This is a genomic window from Streptomyces sp. NBC_01241 (genome assembly GCF_041435435.1).
Classification (GTDB): domain Bacteria; phylum Actinomycetota; class Actinomycetes; order Streptomycetales; family Streptomycetaceae; genus Streptomyces.
Genome location: NZ_CP108494.1, coordinates 7,718,807 through 7,742,481 on the forward strand (window position 1 = coordinate 7,718,807; position 23,675 = coordinate 7,742,481).

Consider the following 23,675-nt stretch of genomic DNA (forward strand, 5'->3'; position numbering starts at 1 on the left):
TCCTCTCGCGCGCACGGGGAGGCCCTCGCCTCGCCGGACACCCTACACGGCGGCGCTGAACCTCGGTTCAGTGGCAGAGCCTGGCCTCGTGCTCGGCATGGCCGCTCGGCTCCAGCTGGAAGGTGCAGTGCTCCACGTCGAAGTGGACCCCGAGGCAGCCCTGCAGCTCATGGAGCAGCTTTTCGTGGCCGATCGAGTCCAGCACGTCCTGGCGCACCACCACATGGGCGGAGAGCACCGGCATCCCCGACGTGATCGTCCAGGCGTGCAGGTCATGGACGTCCAGCACCCCGGGCAGGGCGGTGATGTGGGCCCGTACCTCACCCATGTCGACGCCCTTGGGCGCCGCCTCCAGCAGCACATTGAGGGTCTCCCGGAGCAGCTTCACCGTACGGGGGACGATCATCAGGCCGATCACCAGCGAGGCGATCGGGTCGGCGGCCTGCCAGCCGGTGGCCAGGATGATCCCCGCCGAGATCAGCACGGCGAAGGAGCCGAGTGTGTCCGCGAGCACCTCCAGATAGGCGCCGCGCACATTGATGCTGTCCTTCTGCCCGCGGAGCAGCAGCGACAGGGAGACCATGTTGGCCACCAGGCCGACCAGGGCGAAGACGATCGTCAGCCCGCCCCTCGTCTCGGCCGGGGTGATGAAGCGCTGGACCGCCTCGAAGAGCAGATAGCCGCCCACTCCGAGCAGCAGCAGACAGTTGGCCAGCGCGGCGAGGATCTCGGCGCGTGCGAAGCCGAAGGTGAGGTTGAGCCCGGCCGGCCGGTTGGCGAAGTGGATCGCCAGCAGCGCCATGCCCAGGCCCAGGGCGTCGGTCGCCATGTGGGCCGCGTCGGCGATGAGGGCGAGGGAGCCGGAGAGCAGTCCGCCGGCAACCTCCAGGAGCGTCACGGTGAGCGTGATGCACAGCGCGATCCGCAGCCGTCCCTTGTACGCGGCGGCTGCCGTGCCGGTGGGCGGCGGTCCGCCGTGTGTGTGCCCGTGGTCGTGCCCTGCCCCCATGGGGACGCCTCCCGGTCGTCGCGCGGACTCGGACGCGATCCGCCCGAGCACTGTCAGTCAACTACGGGTGGGGGGTATCGGGCAACACGGCACTGAACACCGTTGTCATATGCTCTGACCTGCGGAAATGGTCGCAGGTCAGAGCGGTGGGGAGCTCACTGACGGCGCAGTCGCCGGGTGCCGGGACGGTGCGGGCACCAGCCTCTGCAGGCCGGTTCGGCCCTCTCCCGCCTCCTGCGCCGGGCCGCCTACCCCTGGAACACCGCAGCCCTCCGGTCCCGATCCGGCCGGAAGGCCCGGGCCCGCGCCTCGCGTTTTGTCAGGTGAGGCCGGGATCGACGATGATGATCGCGGGCGGCGCCGCATCATGCCCGTCCACCCCGAACGGAGCACAAACGGGCAGTGAACTCCCACTTCCGTTCATCCGATAGCCTCTGCCGATGCGCCGACGTGCCGCCGGCCCGTTTCCGGGCCGCACTGTCGCGCGCCGACCCCGTCAGCACCAAGGAGTGAGTTCGTCTGCCGACCGCCATCCTCACCGGTGCACCGGTACCCGGATCGTCGCTCGCGGACGATCTGCGGTCGCTGGGCTTCGACGTACAGATCGCCGCCGATGCGACCGAGGCCGCACGGCTGCTCGCCGACATCCCCGCCGACCGCCGCGTCGCACTGGTCGACCCCCGTTTCGTCGGTCACGTCCACGCCCTGCGGCTCGGACTCACCGACCCGCGCTTCCCCGCCGCCACGGTGCCCGGCGCGCTCACCGCGCAGCCGGAGGCGCGCCCCGCGCTCGTCCGCGCCCTGAGCACCACCGCCGCGGCCGTCGGCGCGGGCGTCCCGGCCGGTCCGGGCGTCACGGCGACGGTCACCGACCGCACCGTCCCGGGCCGCCTCGCCGTCACCATGGACGCCGAAGGCACCCCCGTGCAACGCCCCGAGCTCGGCTCGCTGGTCGCCGCCGTGCCGGCCGGCGAGTCCGCGCGCGCCACCGCGCAGAGCGCCGTTGCCGCGGTCGACGACGAGGCGGTACGACTGCGCAGCGCCGTGAAGGCCCGCGACGGATTCTTCACCACGTTCTTCATCAGCCCGTACTCCCGCTACATCGCCCGCTGGTGCGCCCGCCGCGGCCTCACCCCGAACCAGGTCACCACAGCGTCCCTGCTCATCGCGCTGATCGCGGCGGGCAGCGCGGCCACCGGCACCCGCGACGGCTACATCGCCGCCGGACTGCTGCTGCTCTTCTCGTTCGTCCTGGACTGCACCGACGGGCAGCTCGCCCGCTATTCGCTGCAGTACTCGACGATGGGCGCCTGGCTGGACGCCACCTTCGACCGGGCCAAGGAGTACGCGTACTACGCGGGCCTCGCACTCGGCGCCGCCCGCGGCGGCGACGACGTCTGGGCACTGGCCCTCGGCGCGATGGTGCTCCAGGCCTGCCGCCATGTCATCGACTTCTCGTTCAACGAGGCGAACCACGACGCGGTGGCCAATTCGAGCCCCACGGCAGCCCTCTCCGACCGGCTCGACAGCGTCGGCTGGACGGTGTGGCTGCGCCGGATGATAGTGCTGCCGATCGGCGAGCGCTGGGTGATGATCGCCGTACTGACCGCGGTGACCACGCCCCGGATCGTCTTCTACGCCCTGCTCATCGGCTGCGCCTTCGCCGCCTGCTACACCACGGCGGGCCGTCTGCTGCGCTCGCTGACCCGCAAGGCGGAGCGCACCGACCGAGCGACCCGCGCACTCGCGGACCTGACCGACTCCGGTCCCCTCGCACGGTTCGTGGCGGCACATGGCCCCCGGATCGGGGGTGCCTGGAGCGCACCCGTGATCGCGTTCGTCGGCGCGGGGGCCCTGATCGCCGCCGCGTTGCAGCAGCCGTTCGGCAGCAAGCAGATGATCTTCGCCGCGGTGTTCTACGCGATCTGCTCGGGCATGGCGGTCGCTCACCCCCTCAAGGGCGCCCTCGACTGGCTCGTATCCCCGATATTCAGGGCGGCGGAGTACTGCACCGTCCTCGTCCTCGCCGCCCGCAGCGATGTCCCGGGAGCCCTTCCGGCAGCCTTCGGCCTCGTCTCGGCCGTCGCCTACCATCACTACGACACCGTGTACCGCATCCGCGGCGGCACCGGCGCGCCGCCCCAGTGGCTGGTACGCGCGATCGGTGGGCACGAGGGCCGCACCCTGGTGGTGGCCGTACTCGCCGCCGTATTCACCCGGCATTCAGCTTTCACCCTGGCACTGACCGCGCTCGCAGCGGCTGTGGCACTGGTGGTCCTCGCGGAGTCCATCCGCTTCTGGGTGTCCTCCGGAGCACCCGCCGTTCACGACGAAGGAGAACCCGCATGATCGGCCTCGTACTGGCAGCCGGTGCAGGACGGCGTCTGCGCCCCTATACCGACACGCTCCCTAAGGCCCTCGTGCCGGTCGACGGCGAGAAGACAGTGCTGGACCTCACCTTGGCGAACTTCGCGGAGATCGGTCTCACCGAGGTCGCCGTCGTCGTCGGGTACCGCAAGGAAGCCGTGTACGACCGCAAGGCCGAGCTGGAGGCCAAGTACGGCGTCACCCTCACCCTGATCGACAACGACAAGGCCGAGGAGTGGAACAACGCCTACTCCCTGTGGTGCGCCCGTGACGTCCTGACGCGCGGTGTGATCCTGGCCAACGGCGACACCGTCCACCCGGTCTCCGTCGAGAAGACCCTCCTCGCCGCCCGCGGTGACGGCCGGAAGATAATCCTCGCCCTCGACACGGTGAAGCACCTCGCCGACGAGGAGATGAAGGTCATCACCGAGGGCGACAAGGGTGTGCGGCGCATCACGAAGCTGATGGACCCGGCCACCGCGACCGGTGAGTACATCGGTGTCACCCTCATCGAGCCGGAGGCCGCCGCCGAGCTCGCCGACGCGCTGAAGACCACGTATCTGCGCGACCCCGACCTCTACTACGAGGACGGCTACCAGGAGCTCGTGAACCGCGGCTTCACCGTCGACGTGGCCCCCATCGGCGACGTGACGTGGGTGGAGATCGACAACCACGACGACCTCGCGAAGGGCCGTGAGATCGCGTGCCAGTACTGACCCGTCTCATTCCGTCCCCGGTCGTCGTCGACATCCGTCGCGGCGCCCTGGACGATCTGGCCGGCCTCCTCGCCGACCAGCGGATCTCCGCCTCCGGCATACTCGCCGTCGCGATCAGCGACGGTTCGGGGCGGGCGCTGCGCGAGCGGCTGGCCCCCGCGCTGCCCGGCGCCCACTGGTACCCGGTCACCGACGGCACCCTCGACTCGGCCGTCAAGCTCGCCGACGACATCAGGGGCAACCGTTACGACGCGGTGGTCGGCCTCGGTGGCGGCAAGATCGTCGACGTGGCGAAGTACGCCGCGGCACGCGTCGGCCTGCCCATGGTCGCGGTGGCGACGAACCTCGCGCACGACGGTCTCTGCTCGCCCGTCGCGACCCTGGACAACGACAACGGCCGGGGCTCCTACGGGGTCCCCACTCCGATCGCCGTCGTCATCGACCTCGACGTCGTCCGCGACGCACCGGCCCGTTTCGTGCGCTCCGGCATCGGCGACGCGGTGTCCAACATCTCCTGCGTGGCCGACTGGGAACTCGCCCACGAGGTCAAGGGCGAGGAGATCGACGGACTCGCCGCGGCCATGGCCCGGCAGGCCGGCGAGGCCGTGCTGCGCCACCCCGGCGGGATCGGTGACGACGCCTTCCTCAAGGTGCTGGCCGAGGGCCTTGTGCTGACCGGCATCTCGATGTCGGTCGCCGGGGACTCCCGGCCCGCCTCGGGCGCCTGCCACGAGATCAACCACGCCTTCGACCTGCTGTACCCCAGGCGTGCGGCGAGCCACGGCGAGCAGGTCGGCCTCGGTGCCTGCTTCGCCATGCATCTGCGCGGTGCGCGCGAGGAGTCGCTGCTCATGGTGGCCACCCTGCGCCGCCACGGTCTGCCCGTCCTGCCCGAAGAGATCGGCTTCACCGCCGACGAGTTCGTCCAGGCCGTCGACTACGCCCCGCAGACCCGCCCGGGACGCTTCACGATCCTGGAACACCTCAACCTGTCCACAGACCAGATCAGGGACGCGTACGCCGACTATGCAAAAGCCATCCATAGCTGAACTCCGTCCCGTCGTGCACCCGCCGGGCGTGAAGGACCGGCGCAGCGGCGAACACTGGGCGGGTCGGCTCTACATGCGCGAGATCTCCCTGCGCGTGGACCGGCACCTGGTGAACACCAGGATCACGCCCAACCAGCTGACCTACGTGATGACCGTCGCGGGCGCGCTCGCCGCGCCGGCGCTGCTCGTTCCCGGCATTCCCGGAGCGCTGCTCGGCGTCCTCATGGTCCAGCTCTACCTGCTGTTCGACTGTGTCGACGGCGAGGTGGCCCGCTGGAAGAAGCAGTTCTCACTGGCCGGGGTCTACATGGACCGCGTCGCCGCGTATCTCTGCGACGCCGCCGTGCTGGTCGGCTTCGGCCTGCGCGCCGCCGATCTGTGGGGCTCCGGACGGATCGACTGGCTGTGGGCCTTCCTGGGCACTCTCGCGGCCCTCGGCGCCATCCTGATCAAGGCCGAGACCGACCTCGTCGGCGTCGCACGCCACCAGGGCGGTCTGCCGCCGGTCAAGGAGGCCGCCTCCGAGCCGCGCTCGTCCGGCATGGCGCTCGCCCGCCGGGCCGCCGGCGCGCTCAAGTTCCACCGGCTGATCCTCGGCGTCGAGGCGTCACTGGTGATCCTGGTGGCGGCCGTCCTCGACGCGGTCAGGGACGATCTGTTCTTCACCCGTCTCATGGTCGCGGTGCTGGCCGGCATCGCCCTGCTGCAGACCCTGCTGCACCTCGTGTCGATCCTGGCGTCGAGCAGGCTGAAGTGAGCAATCCGATGAAGCTCGGCGCGGTCGTCATCACGATGGGAAACCGCCCCGCGGAGCTGCGTGCCCTTCTCGATTCGGTCGCCAAGCAGGACGGCGACCGGATCGAAGTGGTGGTCGTCGGCAACGGCGCCCCCGTACCGGACGTCCCCGCGGGCGTACGCACCGTCGAGCTGCCCGAGAACCTGGGCATCCCCGGCGGCCGCAACGTCGGGATCGAGGCTTTCGGCCCGTCCGGTGCCGATGTGGACGCCCTGCTCTTCCTCGACGACGACGGACTGCTGCCGCTCACCGACACCGCCGAGCTGTGCCGACAGGCCTTCGACGCCGATCCCGAGCTGGGCATCATCAGTTTCCGCATCGCCGACCCCGACACCGGTGTCACGCAGCGCCGCCACGTGCCACGGCTGCGGGCCTCCGACCCGATGCGCTCCTCGCGGGTGACGACCTTCCTCGGCGGCGCCAACGCCGTACGCACCAAGGTCATCGCCGACGTCGGACCGCTGCCGGGCCAGTTCTTCTACGCGCACGAGGAGACCGACCTCGCCTGGCGGGCACTGGACGCCGGCTGGATGATCGACTACCGCGCGGACATGGTCCTCGACCACCCGACCACCGCCCCGTCACGGCACGCGGTGTACCACCGCATGGTGGCCCGCAACCGGGTGTGGCTGGCCCGGCGCAACCTGCCCGCCCCGCTGGTCCCCGTCTACCTCGGCGTGTGGCTGCTGCTGACCCTGCTTCGCAAGCCCTCCGGCCCGGCCCTGAAGGCATGGTTCGGCGGCTTCCGGGAAGGCTGGTCCACGCCCTGCGGCACCCGCCGTCCGATGCGATGGCGCACTGTATGGCGGCTGACCAGACTGGGTCGGCCTCCCGTGATCTGAGAGGCTCTCCTCTGAGAGCATGAGACGTACATCTTCTCCACGGGACCTGTCCGCTCCGAGCCGCGCCCGCGACTGGCTGCGCATCTTGAATACGAGAGTTTTATCTGGTGAGTGACACAACCCATGATGGTGCGGTCGCACTGAGCACCCCACCATCCGCCGACGACGGCCTGAGCGCGGCCGAGAGGGCCGCCAAGTACGGCCTGACGGTGAGCGGCGCCCGGCCAGGGCTCTTCGAGTACATCCGGCAGCTCTGGGGCCGACGCCACTTCATCCTGGCGTTCTCCCGAGCGAAGCTGACCGCCCAGTACAGCCAGGCGAAGCTCGGCCAGCTGTGGCAGGTGGCCACGCCGCTGCTCAACGCTCTCGTCTACTACCTGATCTTCGGGCTGATCCTGGGAACCCGGAGGGGAATGACCCAGGAGGTCTTCATCCCTTTCCTGGTGACCGGCGTCTTCGTCTTCACCTTCACCCAGAGCTCGGTGATGGCGGGTGTGCGGGCCATCTCCGGCAACCTGGGGCTGGTCCGTGCGCTGCACTTCCCGCGCGCCTCACTGCCGATCTCGTTCTCGTTGCAGCAGCTCCAGCAGCTGCTGTACTCGATGCTCGTGCTCGCGGTCGTGGCCGTCGCCTTCGGCAGCTACCCGAGTCTCTCCTGGCTGCTGATCATTCCGGCGCTGACCATGCAGTTCTTCTTCAACACCGGGCTGGCGCTGATCATGGCCAGGCTGGGCAGCAAGACCCCCGACCTCGCCCAGCTCATGCCCTTCATCATGCGGACCTGGATGTACGCGTCGGGCGTCATGTTCTCCATCCCGGTGATGCTCGAGAAGAAGCCGGCCTGGATCGCCGATGTGCTGCAGTACAACCCGGCGGCCATCTACATGGACCTGATCCGCTTCGCGCTGATCGACGGCTACGGCTCGGGCAACCTGCCGGCGCACGTCTGGATCGTGGCGCTGGCCTGGGCGGTCCTCATCGGCCTGGTGGGCTTCGTGTACTTCTGGAAGGCAGAGGAACGGTACGGCCGTGGCTGACGACAACACTTCGGGACGCGTCCCCACCGTCATCGCCGACGACGTGCACATCGTGTACCGGGTCAACGGCGCCGGCGGAGGCAAGGGCAGCGCCACCGCGGCGCTGAGCCGGATACTGCGCCGCGGCAAGGGCGAGGCGCGCGGTGTACGGAAGGTGCACGCCGTCCGCGGCGTCTCCTTCACCGCCTACCGCGGCGAGGCCATCGGCCTCATCGGGACGAACGGCTCCGGCAAGTCGACCCTGCTGCGGGCCATCGCCGGACTGCTGCCGACCGAGCAGGGCAAGGTGTACACGGACGGCCAGCCGTCGCTGCTCGGGGTCAACGCGGCGTTGATGAGCGATCTGACCGGCGAGCGCAACGTCGTGCTCGGCGGCCTCGCGATGGGCATGTCGCGCGAGGAGATCCACGAGCGCTACCAGGGGATCGTCGACTTCTCCGGCATCAACGAGAAGGGTGACTTCATCACCCTGCCGATGCGGACGTACTCCTCCGGCATGGCCGCCCGGCTGCGCTTCTCCATCGCGGCCGCGAAGAACCACGACGTCCTCATGATCGACGAGGCGCTGGCCACCGGTGACCGCAAGTTCCAGATCCGCTCCGAGAAGCGCATCAGGGAACTCCGCAAGGAGGCGGGGACCGTCTTCCTGGTCAGCCACAGCAACAAGTCCATCAGGGACACCTGCGACCGGGTGCTCTGGCTGGAAAAGGGTGAGTTGCTGATGGACGGCCCGACGGACGAGGTCCTCAAGGCGTACGAGCGCGAGACCGGCAAGTAGCGCGTCCTTCGGTCCCGTGGCACGGACGCGGCCCCCGCCGGAGAGTTCCGGTGGAGGCCGCGTCCGTGTCCGGACTACGGACCCCGCCGGGCGGCCTGCACGCGCGGCGGTACGCCCCGGACAAGATCTCCTCCCGGCGGATGACGTCAATTTCCTTGCGCACGGGGAAGGTTGGCGGGGCAGGACGCGTTGTTCCTGTGCGCGCAACACCCCGACGTATCGATGAGCGTTGTACAACGTAAGCTGTAGCGGTGCTGATTCGTTGCAAGTGGGGCGATACCGCCTGGCCACACGGCCTGACGGCGCGCTCCGCACTCGGCAGAGCGGGCGGCGTGTCCGGAATGGGATGTTTTGGGTCAGCAGTGTAGAACGGGAGATGTGACGGCTATGACGGAAAATCTCCAGCTCCGAGGTGCTCACGCCGTCCCCGCGCCGGGCGGTCGGTGGTGACCCCTACCCGGCAGGCGCACCACGATGCCGCCGCGCCCAGCACCCTCGACAAGGCCGCTGACGAGAATTTTCCGGTAGCCCCCTTCTTTCTGCCGCGCGCCTGGCGCGACGACCTGATGGCCGTCTACGGCTACGCCCGTCTCGTCGACGACATCGGCGACGGAGACCTCACGCCCGGCGGCGCGGACGCCCGCCATCTCGGCCTCGATCCCGAGCAGACCGACGATCGGCTCGCCATGCTCGATGCCTTCGAGGCCGATCTGCACCGGGTCTTCGACATCGCGGGCGAGGGGCCGCAGCACCCCCTGCTGCGCGCGCTGCGCCCCACCGTGCGGCGCCGCTCGCTCACCCCCGAACCCTTCCTCGGCCTCATCGAGGCGAACCGGCAGGACCAGAAGATCCGCCGCTACGGAACGTACGAGGAGCTCGCCGCCTACTGCGAGCTCTCCGCCAATCCCGTGGGCCGGCTGGTCCTGCAGATCACCGGAACCGCCAGCCCCGAACGCATCCGCCGCTCCGACGCCGTCTGCACGGCCCTGCAGATCGTCGAGCACCTCCAGGACGTCGCCGAGGACCTCGCGGCCGACCGGATCTACCTGCCCGCGGACGACATGGCCCGGTTCCACGTCCGCGAAACCGATCTGACCGCCCCCTCGGGGGGCGCATCGGTGCGTTCGCTGGTTGCGTACGAAGCGGAACGCGCTCGGGAACTGCTGAATGAAGGCACCCCCCTGGTGGGTAGCGTCCACGGCAGGCTCAAGCTGCTTCTCGCCGGATTCGTGGGAGGGGGGCGTGCCGCCCTCACCGCGATCGCGGCCGCCGGGTTCGACGTACTGCCCGGACCGCCCAAGCCCACCAAGCCCAGCCTGCTGCGCGAGGTGGGAGTTGTCTTGCGAAGAGCGCGTAGAGAGGGGTGAGCCGGACCGTGGAGGGACAGACGACGTACATGTCGGCACCGGTACAGGCCGCATACAGTTACTGCGAGGCGGTCACCGGACAGCAGGCGCGTAACTTCGCGTACGGCATCAGACTGCTGCCGGCCGAGAAGCGACAGGCCATGTCGGCGCTGTACGCCTTCTCCCGTCGCGTCGACGACATCGGTGACGGCGAGTTGGAGCCGGAGACCAAGCGGACCCGGCTGGAGAGCACCCGCACCGTCCTGGACCGGATCCGTGACGGCGCGATCGACGAGGACGACACCGACCCGGTGGCCGTCGCGCTCGCCGACGCCGCGCGCAGATTCCCACTCCCGCTCGGCGGACTCGACGAACTCATCGACGGCGTGCTGATGGATGTGCGCGGTGCGACGTACGAGACCTGGGACGACCTCAAGGTCTACTGCCGCTGTGTCGCGGGCGCCATCGGCCGCCTCAGCCTGGGCGTCTTCGGTACGGAACCGGGCGCTCCGGGCGCCGACCGGGCGGCGGAGTACGCCGACACGCTCGGCCTCGCGCTCCAGCTGACCAACATCCTGCGCGACGTCCGCGAGGACGCCGGCAACGGGCGTACGTATCTGCCCGCCGACGACCTCGCCAAGTTCGGCTGCTCGGCCGGGTTCCACCGGGCCACTCCGCCGCCCGGAGCGGACTTCGCGGGACTGGTCCACTTCGAGGTACGGCGCGCCCGCACCCTGTTCGCCGAGGGGTACCGGCTGCTGCCGATGCTGGACCGGCGCAGCGGTGCCTGTGTCGCGGCCATGGCGGGCATCTACCGCCGGCTGCTGGACCGGATCGAGCGCGATCCCGAGGCGGTGCTGCGCGGCCGGGTCTCGCTGCCGGGCCACGAGAAGGCGTACGTCGCGGTGCGCGGACTCTCGGGTCTCGACGCGCGCTACGTGTCCCGCCGGACGGCCAGGGGGCGTGTCTGATGCGCCGTTGGGATATCTCACGCATCATGTGCGGCACGGAAACGCGCTTCCATCGGTGGTCAACCCTCTGGTGTACTGACGCGTCCCTGACTGAAGTGACCCGGCGAAAGGAGGGCGCATGACGAACGACGCCCCGCGTCCCTCCCACGCGGTCGTGATCGGCGGCGGACTCGCCGGCATCACCGCGGCCCTGCGGCTCGCCGACGCCAGGCTTGACGTGACCCTGCTCGAAGGGCGGCCCCGGCTCGGCGGACTCGCCTTCTCCTTCCGGCGCGGCGAACTGACGGTCGACAACGGACAACACGTCTACCTGCGCTGCTGCACCGCCTACCGCTGGTTCCTCGACCGCGTCGACGGAACGCGCCTGGCGCCCCTGCAAAACCGTTTGGACGTGCCCGTTCTCGATGTCGGACGCCCCGCGGGCCCCCGGCTGGGACGGCTGCGCCGCAACGCGCTGCCGGTGCCTTTCCATCTCGCCGCCGGGCTCGTCGGCTACCCGCATCTCTCGCTCAGCGAGCGGGCGAGCGTCGGACGCGCCGCACTGGCGCTGGGCCGCCTGGACCCGGACGACCCCGCGCTCGACGCCGTCGACTTCGGCAGCTGGCTCACCCGGCACGGCCAGTCGCCGCGCACCATCGAGGCCCTCTGGGACCTGGTCGGCGTCGCCACGCTCAACGCCACCGCGCCGAACTCCTCGCTGGCCCTCGCCGCGAAGGTGTTCAAGACCGGACTCCTCTCCGAGCCCGGCGCCGCCGACATCGGCTGGGCGAGCGTGCCGCTCGGCGACATCCACGACACGCTGGCCCGCAAGGCACTCGACTCCGCCGGAGTACGCACCGAGCTGCGCACCAGAGCGTCCTCCGTCACCCGCACGGAGGACGGCCGCTGGGCCGTCGAGGCCGGCGGCGAACGGATCGAGGCGGACACCGTCGTCCTCGCCGTCCCGCAGCGCGAGACCCACGACCTGCTGCCCGCGGGCGCGCTCGACGCGCCGGAGCGGCTGCTCGACATCGGCACCTCGCCGATCCTCAACGTGCACGTCGTCTACGACCGCAAGGTGCTGCGCCGCCCGTTCTTCACCGCGCTCGGTTCCCCGGTCCAGTGGGTCTTCGACCGTACGGACGCCTCGGGCCTCACCGGCCCCGGGCAGTACCTCGCGGTGTCCCAGTCCGCCGCGGACGAGGAGATCGACCTCCCCGTCGCCGAGCTGCGAAGGCGCTACCTGCCCGAGCTGGAGCGGCTCCTTCCGGCCGCCCGCGGGGCCGGGATCAGAGACTTCTTCGTCACCCGGGAGCGCACGGCGACCTTCGCCCCCGCCCCCGGCGTCGGCCGACTGCGGCCCGGAGCCGGCACCCGTGCCCCCGGCCTCAGCCTGGCCGGAGCGTGGACGGCCACCGGCTGGCCCGCGACGATGGAAGGTGCCGTCCGCAGCGGGTTCAGCGCGGCGGACGCCGCGCTCCGGGCGCTCGGCCGCTCCCATGAACATCCGCTGCAGGAGGCGGCATGAGCAGTACCACCGGAACAAGAGGAGAGTCAGTGACCCCGGCGAATCCGGCTTTCGACACCGTGGCCGACACGGACGTCACCGCGCTTCTGGAGCGCGGACGGGCCCTTTCCACGCCGGTGCTACGGGCCGCCGTTGACCGGCTCGCACCGCCCATGGACACCGTCGCCGCTTACCACTTCGGCTGGATCGACGCCCAGGGACGGCCCTCCGTCGGCGACGGCGGCAAGGCCGTCCGCCCGGCGCTCGCCCTGCTGTCCGCGGAGGCGGCCGGCGCCACCGCCGAGGCAGGCGTCCCCGGCGCCGTGGCCGTCGAACTCGTGCACAACTTCTCGCTGCTGCACGACGACCTGATGGACGGCGACGAACAGCGCCGCCACCGCGACACCGTCTGGAAGGTGCACGGCCCCGCCCAGGCGATCCTCGTCGGCGACGCGCTCTTCGCGCTCGCCAACGAGATCCTGCTGGAGCTCGGCACCGTCGAGGCGGGCCGGGCGGCCCGCCGGCTGACCGTCGCCACCCGCAAGCTCATCGACGGTCAGGCCCAGGACATCTCCTACGAGCACCGTGAGCGGGTCACCGTCGAGGAGTGCCTGGAGATGGAGGGCAACAAGACCGGCGCCCTGCTCGCCTGCGCCTGCTCCATCGGCGCGGTCCTCGGCGGCGCCGACGACCGTACCGCCGACACCCTGGAGGCGTACGGTCACCACCTCGGCCTCGCCTTCCAGGCCGTCGATGATCTGCTCGGCATCTGGGGCGACCCCGAGTCCACCGGCAAGCAGACCTGGAGCGATCTGCGCCAGCGCAAGAAGTCGCTGCCGGTCGTCGCCGCGCTCGCCGCGGGCGGACCGGCCTCGGAGCGTCTCGGTGAACTGCTCGCCGCCGACGCCAAGAGCAGTGATTTCGACAGCTTCTCCGAAGAGGAGTTCGCCGCCCGCGCGGCGCTCATCGAGGAGGCGGGCGGCCGTGAATGGACCGCCCAGGAGGCCCGCCGACAGCATGCGGTCGCCATCGAGGCACTGCACCGCGTCGACATGCCGCCCACCGTGCGGGCGCAGCTCACAGCGCTCGCTGACTTCGTCGTCGTACGAAAGAGATGATCACTATCTCCTCCATATGACTCGCAGTCGCCGGCCGGCGCCCGTCCGGGCGCCGGCCGACGGAGACCCCAGCACAGCAGAGGACCAAACTGCACGAAGGGGAAGCCATGACAGCGACGACCGACGGAAGCACCGGGGCTGTGAACCCCCGCGCAGCCTCGGCCAGCAATCCGACCGACACAACCATCGCCGCGGACGACGTACAGGCCGCCGCGCGGCGGGCCGCGGAACGCTCGGTGGAGCATCTCCTCGGCAGGCAGGACGAGCAGGGCTGGTGGAAGGGCGACCTCGCCACCAACGTCACCATGGACGCCGAAGACCTGATGCTCCGGCAATTCCTGGGCATCCAGGACCAGACCGTCGTCCAGGCGGCGGGCCGCTTCATCCGCGGCGAACAGCTCGGCGACGGCACCTGGGCGACTTTCCACGGCGGCCCCGGCGAGCTCTCCACCACCATCGAGGCGTATGTGGCGCTGCGGCTGGCCGGGGACCGACCGGACGAACCGCACATGGCCCGGGCCTCGGGGTGGATCAGGGAACAGGGCGGAATCGCGGCGAGCCGTGTCTTCACCCGGATCTGGCTCGCCCTCTTCGGCTGGTGGAAGTGGGACGACCTGCCTCAGATGCCGCCCGAGCTGATGTTCTTTCCCAAATGGGCTCCCCTCAACATCTATGACTTCGGCTGCTGGGCCCGCCAGACCATCGTGCCGCTCACCATCGTCTCGGCGAAGCGGCCGGTGCGCCCGGCCCCCTTCGCACTCGATGAACTGCACACCGATCCACATCATCCGAACCCGCCCGGACGTACCGCTCCGGCGGTGAGCTGGGACGGTGTCTTCCAGCGCCTCGACAAGGCGCTGCACCTCTACCACCGGATCGCACCGCGCAAGCTGCGCAGGTCCGCCATGAACGCCGCGGCCCGCTGGATCATCGAACGCCAGGAGAACGACGGCTGCTGGGGCGGGATCCAGCCGCCCGCCGTGTACTCCGTCATCGCGCTGCACCTGCTCGGCTACGACCTGGACCACCCGGTGATGCGGGCCGGACTCGAATCGCTCGACCGGTTCGCCGTCTGGCGCGAGGACGGCGCCCGGATGATCGAGGCCTGCCAGTCCCCGGTCTGGGACACCTGCCTCGCCACCATCGCCCTCGCCGACGCCGGGGTCCGCCCCGACCACCCGGCGCTCGTGAAGGCCGCGGACTGGATGCTCGGCGAGGAGATCGTCCGGCCCGGCGACTGGTCCGTACGCCGCCCCCGACTCGCCCCGGGCGGCTGGGCGTTCGAGTTCCACAACGACAACTACCCCGACATCGACGACACCGCGGAAGTGGTCCTCGCGCTGCGCCGGGTCCACCACCCCGACATGGCACGCGTCGAGGCCGCCATCAAGCGCGGAGTGCGCTGGAACCTCGGCATGCAGTCCCGCAACGGGGCCTGGGGAGCCTTCGACGCGGACAACACCAGTCCGTTCCCCAACCGGCTGCCCTTCTCCGACTTCGGTGAGGTCATCGACCCGCCGTCCGCTGACGTCACCGGGCACGTGGTGGAGATGCTCGCCGTCGAGGGGCGGTCCGCGCACCCCGCCACCCGGCGCGGCATCGAGTGGCTGCTGGCCGAACAGGACCCGAACGGCGGCTGGTTCGGCCGCTGGGGCGTCAACTACGTGTACGGGACAGGGTCGGTGGTGCCCGCGCTGGTGGCCGCCGGGCTGCCCGGCACCCATCCGGCGATCCACCGGGCGGTCGGCTGGCTGGAGTCCGTACAGAACGACGACGGTGGCTGGGGCGAGGACCTGCGTTCGTACCACGAGGAGAAGTGGATCGGGCACGGTACCTCGACCGCCTCCCAGACCGCGTGGGCACTGCTCGCGCTGCTCGCCGCGGGGCGACGGGACAGTGTGGCGGTGCAGCGGGGGGTGCGCTGGCTCACCGAGACCCAGCAGGCCGACGGCTCCTGGGACGAGCCGTACTTCACCGGCACCGGCTTCCCCTGGGACTTCTCCATCAATTACCACCTCTACCGGCAGGTCTTCCCGCTCACCGCACTCGGGCGGTACGTGTACGGCGAACCCTTCGCCGATCGCACGGCCACCCGCAAGGGGGCCTGATGGGCGATGGTCCGGGGCCGGCCGGCCCCGCTGCGCCGCTGCTGATCGCCTGTGCGCTCGGCATCGAGCAATTCGCCCTGCGCAGTGGCAAGGGCGCGGCCGGCGCGGCTCCGGGCCCGGTGACCGTACTGCGTACGGGCATGGGCCCCAAGGCCGCCGAGGCGGCCGTGGCACAGGCACTCGGTCGGGACCGGGCACCCGCCATGGCCGTCCTCGCCTCGGGTTTCTGCGCCGGGCTGTCACCCGGCATGCACCCCGGGGACCTGGTGGTCGCCGACGAGACCCGGGGAGCCGGGGATCCGACGGCCTGCACCGGCACGGACCTGCTCGCCGAGGCCCTTGCCCGGACGGTGCCCGGCCGCACCGTCCACACCGGTCCGCTGACCGGCTCCGCCCATGTCGTACGCGGACATGAGCGGGCCGAGCTGCGGGCCACCGGAGCGATCGCGGTGGATATGGAGTCCGCCGCCACCCTTCGCGCCGCCCTGTGGTCCGGGCCGCGCCCGGTTGCCGCCGTACGGGTGGTCGTGGACGCTCCGGAGCACGAGCTCGTCCGCATCGGGACGATACGCGGTGGAATATCAGCTTTCCGTGTTCTCCGTGCCGTCCTACCGGCATTCTATGAATGGCACCGATCTCTGCTGCTCCCCAGGAGGTGAGCTAGATGGCCATGCCGCTCCGTCAGACCATCAAGGTTGCGACGTACCTCATTGAACAGAAGCTCCGCAAGCGGGACAAGTTCCCGCTCATTGTCGAGCTGGAGCCTTTGTTCGCCTGCAATCTGGCGTGCGAGGGCTGCGGGAAGATCCAGCATCCGGCCGGAGTTCTGAAGCAGCGCATGCCGGTTGCCCAGGCTGTCGGCGCGGTACTGGAATCGGGCGCCCCGATGGTTTCCATCGCGGGTGGCGAACCCCTGATGCACCCGCAGATCGACGAAATCGTACGGCAGTTGGTGGCGAGGAAGAAGTTCGTCTTCCTCTGCACCAACGCGATGCTGCTGCGGAAGAAAATCGAGAAATTCACGCCTTCGCCGTACTTCGCCTTTGCTGTGCACATCGACGGGCTGCGGGAGCGGCACGATGAATCCGTTGCCAAGGAAGGCGTGTTCGACGAGGCGGTGGCGGCGATCAAGGAGGCCAAGCGACGCGGCTTCCGGGTCACTACGAACTCCACCTTCTTCAACACCGACACCCCGCAGACCGTCATCGAGGTCCTCAACTACCTCAACGACGACCTGAAGGTCGACGAGATGATGATCTCGCCCGCCTACGCGTACGAGAAGGCACCCGACCAGGAGCACTTCCTCGGCGTCGAGCAGACCCGGGAACTCTTCAAGAAGTCGTTCGCGGGCGGCAACCGGTCCCGCTGGCGGCTGAACCACTCGCCGCTCTTCCTGGACTTCCTGGAGGGCAAGGCGGACTTCCCGTGCACCGCGTGGGCGATCCCGAACTACTCGCTCTTCGGCTGGCAGCGGCCCTGCTACCTGATGAGCGACGGGTACGTCCCCACGTACCGGGAACTCATCGAGGAGACCGACTGGGACAAGTACGGCCGCGGCAAGGACCCGCGCTGCGCCAACTGCATGGCGCACTGCGGCTACGAGCCCACCGCCGTCCTCGCCACCATGGGATCGCTGAAGGAATCCTTGCGCGCCGCACGCGAGACCGTCTCCGGGACCCGGTGACGTCATGACCGCTGGAGAGCCGGTCGCACTGGGTCTCCCCGAGTTGCCGGCCCGGCCGCTCGCGATGCGCCGCCACTCGCGGCGCATCCAGGTCGGGTCGGTTGCGGTGGGCGGGGATGCGCCGGTGTCGGTGCAGTCGATGACGACGACGCGTACGTCGGACATCGGTGCGACGTTGCAGCAGATCGCGGAGTTGACGGCGTCGGGCTGTCAGATCGTGCGGGTGGCGTGTCCGACGCAGGATGACGCGGACGCGTTGGCGACGATTGCGAAGAAGTCGCAGATTCCGGTGATCGCGGATATTCATTTCCAGCCGAAGTATGTGTTCGCGGCGATCGATGCGGGTTGTGCCGCGGTGCGGGTGAATCCGGGGAACATCAAGCAGTTCGACGACAAGGTGAAGGAGATCGCGCGGGCGGCGAAGGATGCGGGTACGCCGATCCGGATCGGTGTGAACGCGGGTTCGCTGGATGCGCGGTTGCTGAAGAAGTACGGGAAGGCGACTCCGGAGGCGTTGGTGGAGTCGGCGCTGTGGGAGGCGTCGCTCTTCGAGGAGCATGACTTCCGGGAGATCAAGATCTCGGTGAAGCACAACGATCCGGTGGTGATGGTCAATGCGTACCGTCAGCTGGCTGCTCGGTGTGACTACCCGTTGCATCTGGGGGTGACGGAGGCGGGGCCGGCGTTCCAGGGGACGATCAAGTCGGCTGTGGCTTTTGGTGCGTTGCTGTCGGAGGGGATCGGGGACACGATCCGGGTGTCGTTGTCGGCGCCGCCGGCGGAGGAGGTCAAGGTCGGTCTGCAGATTCTGGAGTCGTTGAATCTGAAGCAGCGTCGGCTGGAGATCGTTTCGTGTCCGTCGTGCGGGCGGGCGCAGGTGGATGTGTACAAGCTGGCGGATCAGGTCAGTGCGGGGCTTGAGGGCATGGAAGTGCCGTTGCGGGTGGCCGTGATGGGCTGTGTCGTCAATGGTCCGGGTGAGGCCCGTGAGGCGGATCTGGGTGTCGCGTCCGGCAATGGCAAGGGGCAGATCTTCGTGAAGGGCGAGGTCATCAAGACCGTGCCCGAGTCGAAGATCGTCGAGACGCTGATCGAAGAAGCCCAGAAGATCGCCGAGGGCATGGACGGCGCGGGGACACCATCGGGGGTTCCCGCCGTCACCGTGAGCTGAAACAGAACCAGAGAGGGGGCCCGAGCGTGACGATTCTGGAGAGCATCCGGGGGCCGCACGATCTCAAGGCGCTGAGCGGCGCGCAACTCGACGAACTGGCCGAGGACATCAGGCAGTTCCTCGTCCGGGCAGTGGCGAGGACCGGCGGTCATCTGGGCCCGAACCTGGGGGTGGTGGAGCTCTCCATCGCCCTGCACCGGGCCTTCGACTCGCCGGTGGACCGCATCCTGTGGGACACCGGGCACCAGAGTTATGTGCACAAGCTGCTCACCGGGCGGCAGGACTTCTCCAAGCTCCGCGGCAAGGGGGGCCTGTCCGGCTACCCCTCCCGGGAGGAGTCCGAGCACGACGTCATCGAGAACTCGCATGCCTCGACCGTTCTCGGCTGGGCCGACGGCCTCGCCAAGGCCCACCAGGTGCTGGGGCGGAGCGACCATGTGGTGGCCGTCATCGGCGACGGTGCCCTCACCGGCGGCATGGCCTGGGAGGCACTCAACAACATCGCGGCCGCACGGGACCGGCCGCTGATCATCGTCGTCAACGACAACGAGCGTTCGTACGGCCCGACGACCGGCGGCCTCGCCAACCACCTCGCCACCCTCCGTACCACCGACGGATACGAACGCTTCCTCTCCTGGGGCAAGGGAGTGCTCCAGCAGACGCCCGTCATCGGGCAGCCGTTGTACGAGTCGCTGCACGGTGCGAAGAAGGGGTTCAAGGACGCCTTCGCCCCGCAGGGCATGTTCGAGGACCTCGGGCTCAAGTACGTCGGGCCGATCGACGGGCACGACATCGCGGCCGTCGAGTCCGCACTGCACCGGGCGAAGCGCTTCCACGGCCCGGTGCTGGTGCACTGCCTCACCGAGAAGGGCCGCGGCTACCCGCCCGCGCTCCGGGACGAGGCCGACCGCTTCCACACCGTGGGCGCGATGGACCCGCTGACCTGCGCACCGCTCGTCCCGACGGAAGCGCCCTCCTGGACCTCGGTGTTCGGGGACGAGATCGCCGAGATCGGCGCGGAGCGGCCGGATGTCGTGGCCATCACCGCGGCGATGCTGCACCCCGTCGGACTGACCAGGTTCGCCGAGGCGTTCCCCGGCCGGGTCTGGGACGTCGGGATCGCCGAGCAGCACGCCGCGGTCTGTGCGGCGGGACTCGCCACCGCAGGACTGCATCCGGTCGTCGCCGTGTACGCCACCTTCCTCAACCGGGCCTTCGACCCATTGCTGATGGACGTCGCGCTGCACAAGTGCGGGGTGACGTTCGTCCTCGACCGGGCCGGGATCACCGGACCCGACGGGCCCTCGCACAACGGCATGTGGGACATGTCCCTGCTACAGGTCGTCCCCGGACTGCGGATCGCCGCCCCGCGCGACGCCGACGAATTCCGGGCCGAACTCCGCGAGGCCGTCGACATCGACGACGCCCCTACCGTGATCAGGTTCCCCAAGGAGTCGGTGGGGGAGTCGATCCCGGCCATCGACCGGATCGGCGGTATGGACGTACTGCACCGGGCGGACGATCCCGATGTGCTGCTCGTGGCCGTCGGGGTGCTCGCCCCGGTCTGTCTGAAGGCCGCAGACCTGCTGGCGGGCGGCGGCATCCGCTGCACGGTCGTCGACCCGCGCTGGGTCAAGCCCGTCGACGAACAACTGGCCCCACTTGCCGAACGGCACCGGCTCGTCGCCGTCGTCGAGGACAACAGCCGTGCCGGGGGCGTCGGTTCGGCGGTTGGACAGGCGCTGCGGGATGCCGGGGTCGACGTACCGCTGCGTACCTTCGGCATCCCCGAGCAGTTCCTCGCCCACGGCAAGCGCGCCGAGGTGCTGGCCGACATCGGGCTCACCCCGGTCGAGATCGCCGGGCGGATCAGCGCCGCACTGGCCGGCAAGGAAGCAGCGAAAAGGACCGAGGAGAGCGGGGCATGAAGGACGACGGGCCCAAGGGCTTCGATCTGGCGCAGCTCCTCGCGGAGCGCGGCGCGGAACGCTACGAGCTGCACGCGAAACACCTCAATCACCAACTGCCGCGCATGCTGCACACCATTGGCTTCGACAAGGTCTACGAACGGGCCGAGGGCGCACACTTCTGGGACGCGGAAGGCAACGACTACCTCGACATGCTCGCCGGATTCGGCGTGATGGGTCTCGGCCGGCACCACCCCGTCGTACGCAAGGCCCTGCACGACGTCCTCGACGCCTCGCTCGCCGACCTCACCCGCTTCGACTGCCAGCCGCTGCCCGGACTGCTGGCCGAGAAGCTGCTCGTCCACAGCCCGCATCTGGACCGGGTGTTCTTCGGCAACAGCGGTACGGAGGCCGTCGAGACCGCGCTGAAGTTCGCCCGGTACGCCACCGGCAGGCCGAGGATCCTCTACTGCACCCACGCCTTCCACGGGCTGACGACCGGCTCGCTCTCGGTCAACGGGGAGAGCGGCTTCCGGGACGGCTTCGCCCCGCTGCTGCCGGACACCGCCATCGCACTCGGTGATCTCGACGCACTGAGGCGTGAGCTGAAGCGCGGCGATGTGGCGGCACTGGTCGTCGAGCCGATCCAGGGCAAGGGCGTCCACGCCGCGCCGCCCGGCTTCCTTCGCGCCGCGCAGGAGCTGCTGCACAAGCACAAGGCGCTCCTCATCGCCGACGAGGTGCAGACCGGCCTCGGCAGGACCGGGGACTTCTACGCGTACCAGCACGAGGAGGATGTCGAACCCGATCTGGTCTGTGTCGCCAAGGCCCTCTCCGGCGGCTATGTGCCGGTCGGGGCGACCCTCGGCAAGGACTGGATCTTCAGACGCGTCTACTCGTCGATGGACCGGGTCCTGGTCCACTCCGCGAGCTTCGGCTCCAACGCCCAGGCGATGGCTGCCGGGCTCGCGGTCCTCGCCGTGATGGAGGACGAGGAGATCGTCGCGAACGCGCGCCGCACCGGCGATCTGCTGCGCGGGCGGCTGGCCGCACTGGTCGACCGCTACGAACTCCTCCACGAGGTGCGCGGGCGCGGGCTGATGATCGGCATCGAGTTCGGCCGGCCGTCGTCACTGAAGCTGCGCAGCCGCTGGGCCATGCTGCAGGCGGCCCGTAAGGGGCTCTTCGCGCAGATGGTGGTGGTGCCCCTGCTCCAGAAGCACCGCATCCTCACGCAGGTCTCGGGTGACCACCTCGAAGTGATCAAGCTGATTCCGCCGCTGATGATCGGGGAGCCGGAGGCCGACCGGTTCGTCACGGCGTTCACCGCCGTGATGGACGACGCACACAGCGGGGGTGGACTGGTGTGGGACTTCGGCAGGACCCTGGTGAAACAGGCCGTCGCCAACCGCTGATCCGCGGGGCGTGAGGTTTGCCTTTGAGGCAATAAATTTGCCTCAAAGGAAAACTCCTGGCCCAATGGGTACATGAACACTCCAGACGGAGGGGTGGCCGACGAGCTGCCCGGGGTCGCGCCACGTCTGCGCGATCTGCGCCGCAGCCGTGGTCTCACCCTGGAGACCGCCGCTCAACGGGCGGAGCTGTCGCCCGCCCACCTCTCCCGGCTCGAAACGGGCCGTCGGCAGCCCTCGCTGCCGATGCTCCTCGGTCTGGCCAGGATCTACGGTACGACGGTCTCCGAACTGCTCGGCGAGACGCCCCCGGAACGGGAGGCGATCATCCGCGGCGGGAAGTTCGAGGGGGCCGAGGCCGACGGCTGGATGTACCAGCAGGCCGGCGGTTCCGGCCGGGCGATGCAGGCGCTGCGCGTCCGTGTTCCGTACGGCACGCAGGGCGATCTCGTGCGGGTCCATCCCGGCGAGGAGTGGCTGTACGTGCTCCTCGGACACCTCCGGGTCACGCTCGGGGACACCGTGCACGATCTCGCGCCCGGTGACAGCGCGCACTTCGACTCGCTCACCCCGCACCGGATCGCGGCCGTCGACCGCGACGGCGCCGAGCTGCTCTTCGTCCACACCCTGCTGCAGAGCCCCGCCGCCGAGCTGTGTCTCGGCGGCGGCATCCACCGTCGCTGACCGGCCCGTCCGGTCGCCAGAGAGAGGACTGTCATGTCCGATTCCGAGAACTACGACCCGCTCGGGTCCAACAAGAAGTACGAGGCCCAGGAGCGGAAGTTTCCGCGCGGCGTGGTGATCAGGCTGTTCGCCTACCTCATCGCCGGACACATCGTCGCGGGCTTCCTCTACCTGCTCTTCGAGGTGGCCGGCAAGGGCTGACCACCGCGACCGAGCGGTTCGCGCTACGCCTCGTCGAGGAGCCGGCCGCGCAGCCGCTCACGGGTCTCGGGAGCGAGCTTCAGCCCCTCGGAGAAATAGCGGTCCGTGTCGCCCCAGGTCTCGTCGATGGTGGCGAAGGCAGCCGCCAGATAGTCGGCATGGGCGCCGAAGAGCGGATTGAGCAGCTCCATCACCTCGGCCGACATGCCGTCCGCCGAGGTGTCGCTGCGGCGCACCTTGTAGCGGCGGTGGGCGTCGTTGGACTTCAGGTAGTCGGCCTCGATGGCGTCGCGCTCGACGCCGACCGCGAGCAGCGACACCGCGATCGACAGACCGGCCCGGTCCTTGCCCGCGGCGCAGTGCATCAACGCCGGAACGCTGTCCTCGGCCAGGGCGTGCAGGACCCGGCTGTGCTCGGCGGTACGGTCCAGGATGATCGAGCGGTACGAGGCGATCATCCGGTTCGTACCCTTGCCGTCGGCCAGGATCGAGCGCAGCTGGTCGAGGTCGCCGTCGCGGACGAGGCGCCAGAACTCGGCGCCTTCGGCGGGGTCGGAGAGCGGGATGCCGACATTCCGCACGCCGGGCAGCTCGATGTCCGCGCCGTCGAGCCGGTGGTCGGCCTCATTGCGGAAGTCGAAGACCGTGTGCAGACCGAGACCGCTGAGAAAGGCGGAGTCCTCGGCGGTGGCGTGCGCGAGGTGACCACTGCGAAAGAGCCGCCCGTACCGCACCCGCCGGCCGTCGACGGTGGGCAGGCCGCCCACATCGCGGAAGTTCCGGACGCCCGCCAGCTCGGGTTCCGTCGACGGGATCTGCGGCAACTGCTGCGTCACAGTCTCTCCTGGAGTGTCTGGCGTCGACGCGAGTCGCCGACTGGGCCACTTCCGCGACGATACGACATTGGTTCCCCAGGCAATCATCTCGGTCATTCCTTGTCGATACCCCGGCGAACAGCCTTGCTCCGGCGGCGAATCCGTCTGGTGAATTCTT

21 protein-coding genes are annotated in these 23,675 nt (G+C 69.6%); 19 read left to right on the forward strand and 2 right to left on the reverse strand.

The window, feature by feature from the left end; all coding sequences use genetic code 11:
• Window positions 1-67: 67 nt before the first annotated feature.
• Window positions 68-1,009: a cation diffusion facilitator family transporter gene (locus OG306_RS35070; protein WP_266750339.1), complete on the reverse strand. Its 942-nt coding sequence runs from the start codon at window positions 1,007-1,009 to the stop codon at window positions 68-70.
• Window positions 1,010-1,585: 576 nt separating this feature from the next.
• Between OG306_RS35070 and OG306_RS35075 the strand changes: the two genes are divergently transcribed.
• The 19 genes from OG306_RS35075 (at window position 1,586) to OG306_RS35165 (ending at window position 22,682) form a co-directional block, all read left to right on the forward strand.
• Window positions 1,586-3,358 carry a DUF5941 domain-containing protein gene (locus OG306_RS35075; RefSeq protein WP_266752597.1) on the forward strand — a complete coding sequence of 591 codons (1,773 nt, stop codon included), beginning with the start codon at window positions 1,586-1,588 and terminating at the stop codon, window positions 3,356-3,358.
• Window positions 3,355-4,092: a phosphocholine cytidylyltransferase family protein gene (locus tag OG306_RS35080; protein ID WP_266750340.1), complete on the forward strand. Its 738-nt coding sequence runs from the start codon at window positions 3,355-3,357 to the stop codon at window positions 4,090-4,092. Before OG306_RS35075 ends, OG306_RS35080 begins: the two co-directional genes overlap by 4 nt.
• Window positions 4,080-5,141, forward strand: a complete 1,062-nt coding sequence (locus tag OG306_RS35085) for an iron-containing alcohol dehydrogenase family protein (protein WP_266750342.1) — start codon at window positions 4,080-4,082, stop codon at window positions 5,139-5,141. Before OG306_RS35080 ends, OG306_RS35085 begins: the two co-directional genes overlap by 13 nt.
• On the forward strand, window positions 5,119-5,898 hold the full coding sequence (locus OG306_RS35090; protein ID WP_266750344.1) for a CDP-alcohol phosphatidyltransferase family protein: 780 nt from the start codon (window positions 5,119-5,121) through the stop codon (window positions 5,896-5,898). The genes OG306_RS35085 and OG306_RS35090 overlap by 23 nt, the downstream gene beginning before the upstream one ends.
• A gap of 8 nt (window positions 5,899-5,906) precedes the next feature.
• Window positions 5,907-6,779, forward strand: coding sequence for a glycosyltransferase family 2 protein (locus OG306_RS35095; protein ID WP_266752599.1), 873 nt, complete (start codon window positions 5,907-5,909; stop codon window positions 6,777-6,779).
• Between the two features lie 107 nt (window positions 6,780-6,886).
• Entirely contained in the window at window positions 6,887-7,816 is a 930-nt protein-coding gene (locus OG306_RS35100) for an ABC transporter permease (protein WP_266750345.1), read from the forward strand.
• Window positions 7,809-8,594 (forward strand): ABC transporter ATP-binding protein, encoded by a 786-nt coding sequence (locus tag OG306_RS35105; protein WP_266750347.1) that lies wholly within the window; start codon window positions 7,809-7,811, stop codon window positions 8,592-8,594. Before OG306_RS35100 ends, OG306_RS35105 begins: the two co-directional genes overlap by 8 nt.
• A 446-nt stretch (window positions 8,595-9,040) precedes the next feature.
• On the forward strand, window positions 9,041-9,961 hold the full coding sequence (gene hpnC, locus OG306_RS35110) for a squalene synthase HpnC (RefSeq protein ID WP_266750348.1): 921 nt from the start codon (window positions 9,041-9,043) through the stop codon (window positions 9,959-9,961).
• A gap of 29 nt (window positions 9,962-9,990) precedes the next feature.
• Window positions 9,991-10,911 carry a presqualene diphosphate synthase HpnD gene (hpnD, locus tag OG306_RS35115; protein ID WP_266750350.1) on the forward strand — a complete coding sequence of 307 codons (921 nt, stop codon included), beginning with the start codon at window positions 9,991-9,993 and terminating at the stop codon, window positions 10,909-10,911.
• 118 nt (window positions 10,912-11,029) lie between these two features.
• Window positions 11,030-12,418, forward strand: coding sequence for a hydroxysqualene dehydroxylase HpnE (gene hpnE, locus OG306_RS35120; RefSeq protein WP_266750352.1), 1,389 nt, complete (start codon window positions 11,030-11,032; stop codon window positions 12,416-12,418).
• Complete coding sequence (locus OG306_RS35125; protein WP_266750353.1) at window positions 12,415-13,515, forward strand: polyprenyl synthetase family protein; 1,101 nt, start codon at window positions 12,415-12,417, stop codon at window positions 13,513-13,515. The genes hpnE and OG306_RS35125 overlap by 4 nt, the downstream gene beginning before the upstream one ends.
• A 107-nt stretch (window positions 13,516-13,622) precedes the next feature.
• Window positions 13,623-15,623 (forward strand): squalene--hopene cyclase, encoded by a 2,001-nt coding sequence (gene shc, locus OG306_RS35130; RefSeq protein ID WP_266750355.1) that lies wholly within the window; start codon window positions 13,623-13,625, stop codon window positions 15,621-15,623.
• Window positions 15,623-16,282, forward strand: a complete 660-nt coding sequence (locus OG306_RS35135) for a 1-hydroxy-2-methyl-2-butenyl 4-diphosphate reductase (RefSeq protein WP_266750356.1) — start codon at window positions 15,623-15,625, stop codon at window positions 16,280-16,282. Before shc ends, OG306_RS35135 begins: the two co-directional genes overlap by 1 nt.
• 5 nt (window positions 16,283-16,287) lie before the next feature.
• The gene (gene hpnH / locus OG306_RS35140) at window positions 16,288-17,307 is read left to right on the forward strand and encodes an adenosyl-hopene transferase HpnH (protein ID WP_266750358.1); all 1,020 of its coding nucleotides are present in this window, start codon (window positions 16,288-16,290) and stop codon (window positions 17,305-17,307) included.
• A 4-nt stretch (window positions 17,308-17,311) separates the two neighbouring features.
• Window positions 17,312-18,478: a flavodoxin-dependent (E)-4-hydroxy-3-methylbut-2-enyl-diphosphate synthase gene (ispG, locus tag OG306_RS35145; protein ID WP_266750359.1), complete on the forward strand. Its 1,167-nt coding sequence runs from the start codon at window positions 17,312-17,314 to the stop codon at window positions 18,476-18,478.
• A gap of 26 nt (window positions 18,479-18,504) precedes the next feature.
• Entirely contained in the window at window positions 18,505-20,406 is a 1,902-nt protein-coding gene (dxs, locus tag OG306_RS35150) for a 1-deoxy-D-xylulose-5-phosphate synthase (RefSeq protein ID WP_266750361.1), read from the forward strand.
• Entirely contained in the window at window positions 20,403-21,800 is a 1,398-nt protein-coding gene (locus tag OG306_RS35155; protein WP_371666063.1) for an aspartate aminotransferase family protein, read from the forward strand. The genes dxs and OG306_RS35155 overlap by 4 nt, the downstream gene beginning before the upstream one ends.
• A 72-nt stretch (window positions 21,801-21,872) precedes the next feature.
• The gene (locus tag OG306_RS35160) at window positions 21,873-22,481 is read left to right on the forward strand and encodes a helix-turn-helix domain-containing protein (protein WP_266750364.1); all 609 of its coding nucleotides are present in this window, start codon (window positions 21,873-21,875) and stop codon (window positions 22,479-22,481) included.
• A 33-nt stretch (window positions 22,482-22,514) separates the two neighbouring features.
• Window positions 22,515-22,682: a DUF6126 family protein gene (locus OG306_RS35165; RefSeq protein WP_266750366.1), complete on the forward strand. Its 168-nt coding sequence runs from the start codon at window positions 22,515-22,517 to the stop codon at window positions 22,680-22,682.
• Window positions 22,683-22,705: 23 nt separating this feature from the next.
• Here the strand turns inward: OG306_RS35165 and OG306_RS35170 are convergent, their stop codons facing one another.
• A complete protein-coding gene (locus OG306_RS35170) occupies window positions 22,706-23,518 on the reverse strand; it encodes a tyrosine-protein phosphatase (RefSeq protein ID WP_371666064.1) in 813 nt (270 codons plus the stop codon).
• Between the last annotated feature and the right edge of the window lie 157 nt (window positions 23,519-23,675).

Coding starts and splice junctions, on each gene's coding strand:
- OG306_RS35070 (WP_266750339.1), bottom strand. CDS start 1,009: ATGGGGGCAGGGCACGACCACGGGCACACACACGGCGGACCGCCGCCC.
- OG306_RS35080 (WP_266750340.1), top strand. CDS start 3,355: ATGATCGGCCTCGTACTGGCAGCCGGTGCAGGACGGCGTCTGCGCCCC.
- OG306_RS35090 (WP_266750344.1), top strand. CDS start 5,119: ATGCAAAAGCCATCCATAGCTGAACTCCGTCCCGTCGTGCACCCGCCG.
- OG306_RS35095 (WP_266752599.1), top strand. CDS start 5,907: ATGAAGCTCGGCGCGGTCGTCATCACGATGGGAAACCGCCCCGCGGAG.
- hpnD (WP_266750350.1), top strand. CDS start 9,991: ATGTCGGCACCGGTACAGGCCGCATACAGTTACTGCGAGGCGGTCACC.
- hpnE (WP_266750352.1), top strand. CDS start 11,030: ATGACGAACGACGCCCCGCGTCCCTCCCACGCGGTCGTGATCGGCGGC.
- OG306_RS35125 (WP_266750353.1), top strand. CDS start 12,415: ATGAGCAGTACCACCGGAACAAGAGGAGAGTCAGTGACCCCGGCGAAT.
- shc (WP_266750355.1), top strand. CDS start 13,623: ATGACAGCGACGACCGACGGAAGCACCGGGGCTGTGAACCCCCGCGCA.
- OG306_RS35135 (WP_266750356.1), top strand. CDS start 15,623: ATGGGCGATGGTCCGGGGCCGGCCGGCCCCGCTGCGCCGCTGCTGATC.
- hpnH (WP_266750358.1), top strand. CDS start 16,288: ATGGCCATGCCGCTCCGTCAGACCATCAAGGTTGCGACGTACCTCATT.
- ispG (WP_266750359.1), top strand. CDS start 17,312: ATGACCGCTGGAGAGCCGGTCGCACTGGGTCTCCCCGAGTTGCCGGCC.
- OG306_RS35155 (WP_371666063.1), top strand. CDS start 20,403: ATGAAGGACGACGGGCCCAAGGGCTTCGATCTGGCGCAGCTCCTCGCG.
- OG306_RS35160 (WP_266750364.1), top strand. CDS start 21,873: ATGAACACTCCAGACGGAGGGGTGGCCGACGAGCTGCCCGGGGTCGCG.
- OG306_RS35165 (WP_266750366.1), top strand. CDS start 22,515: ATGTCCGATTCCGAGAACTACGACCCGCTCGGGTCCAACAAGAAGTAC.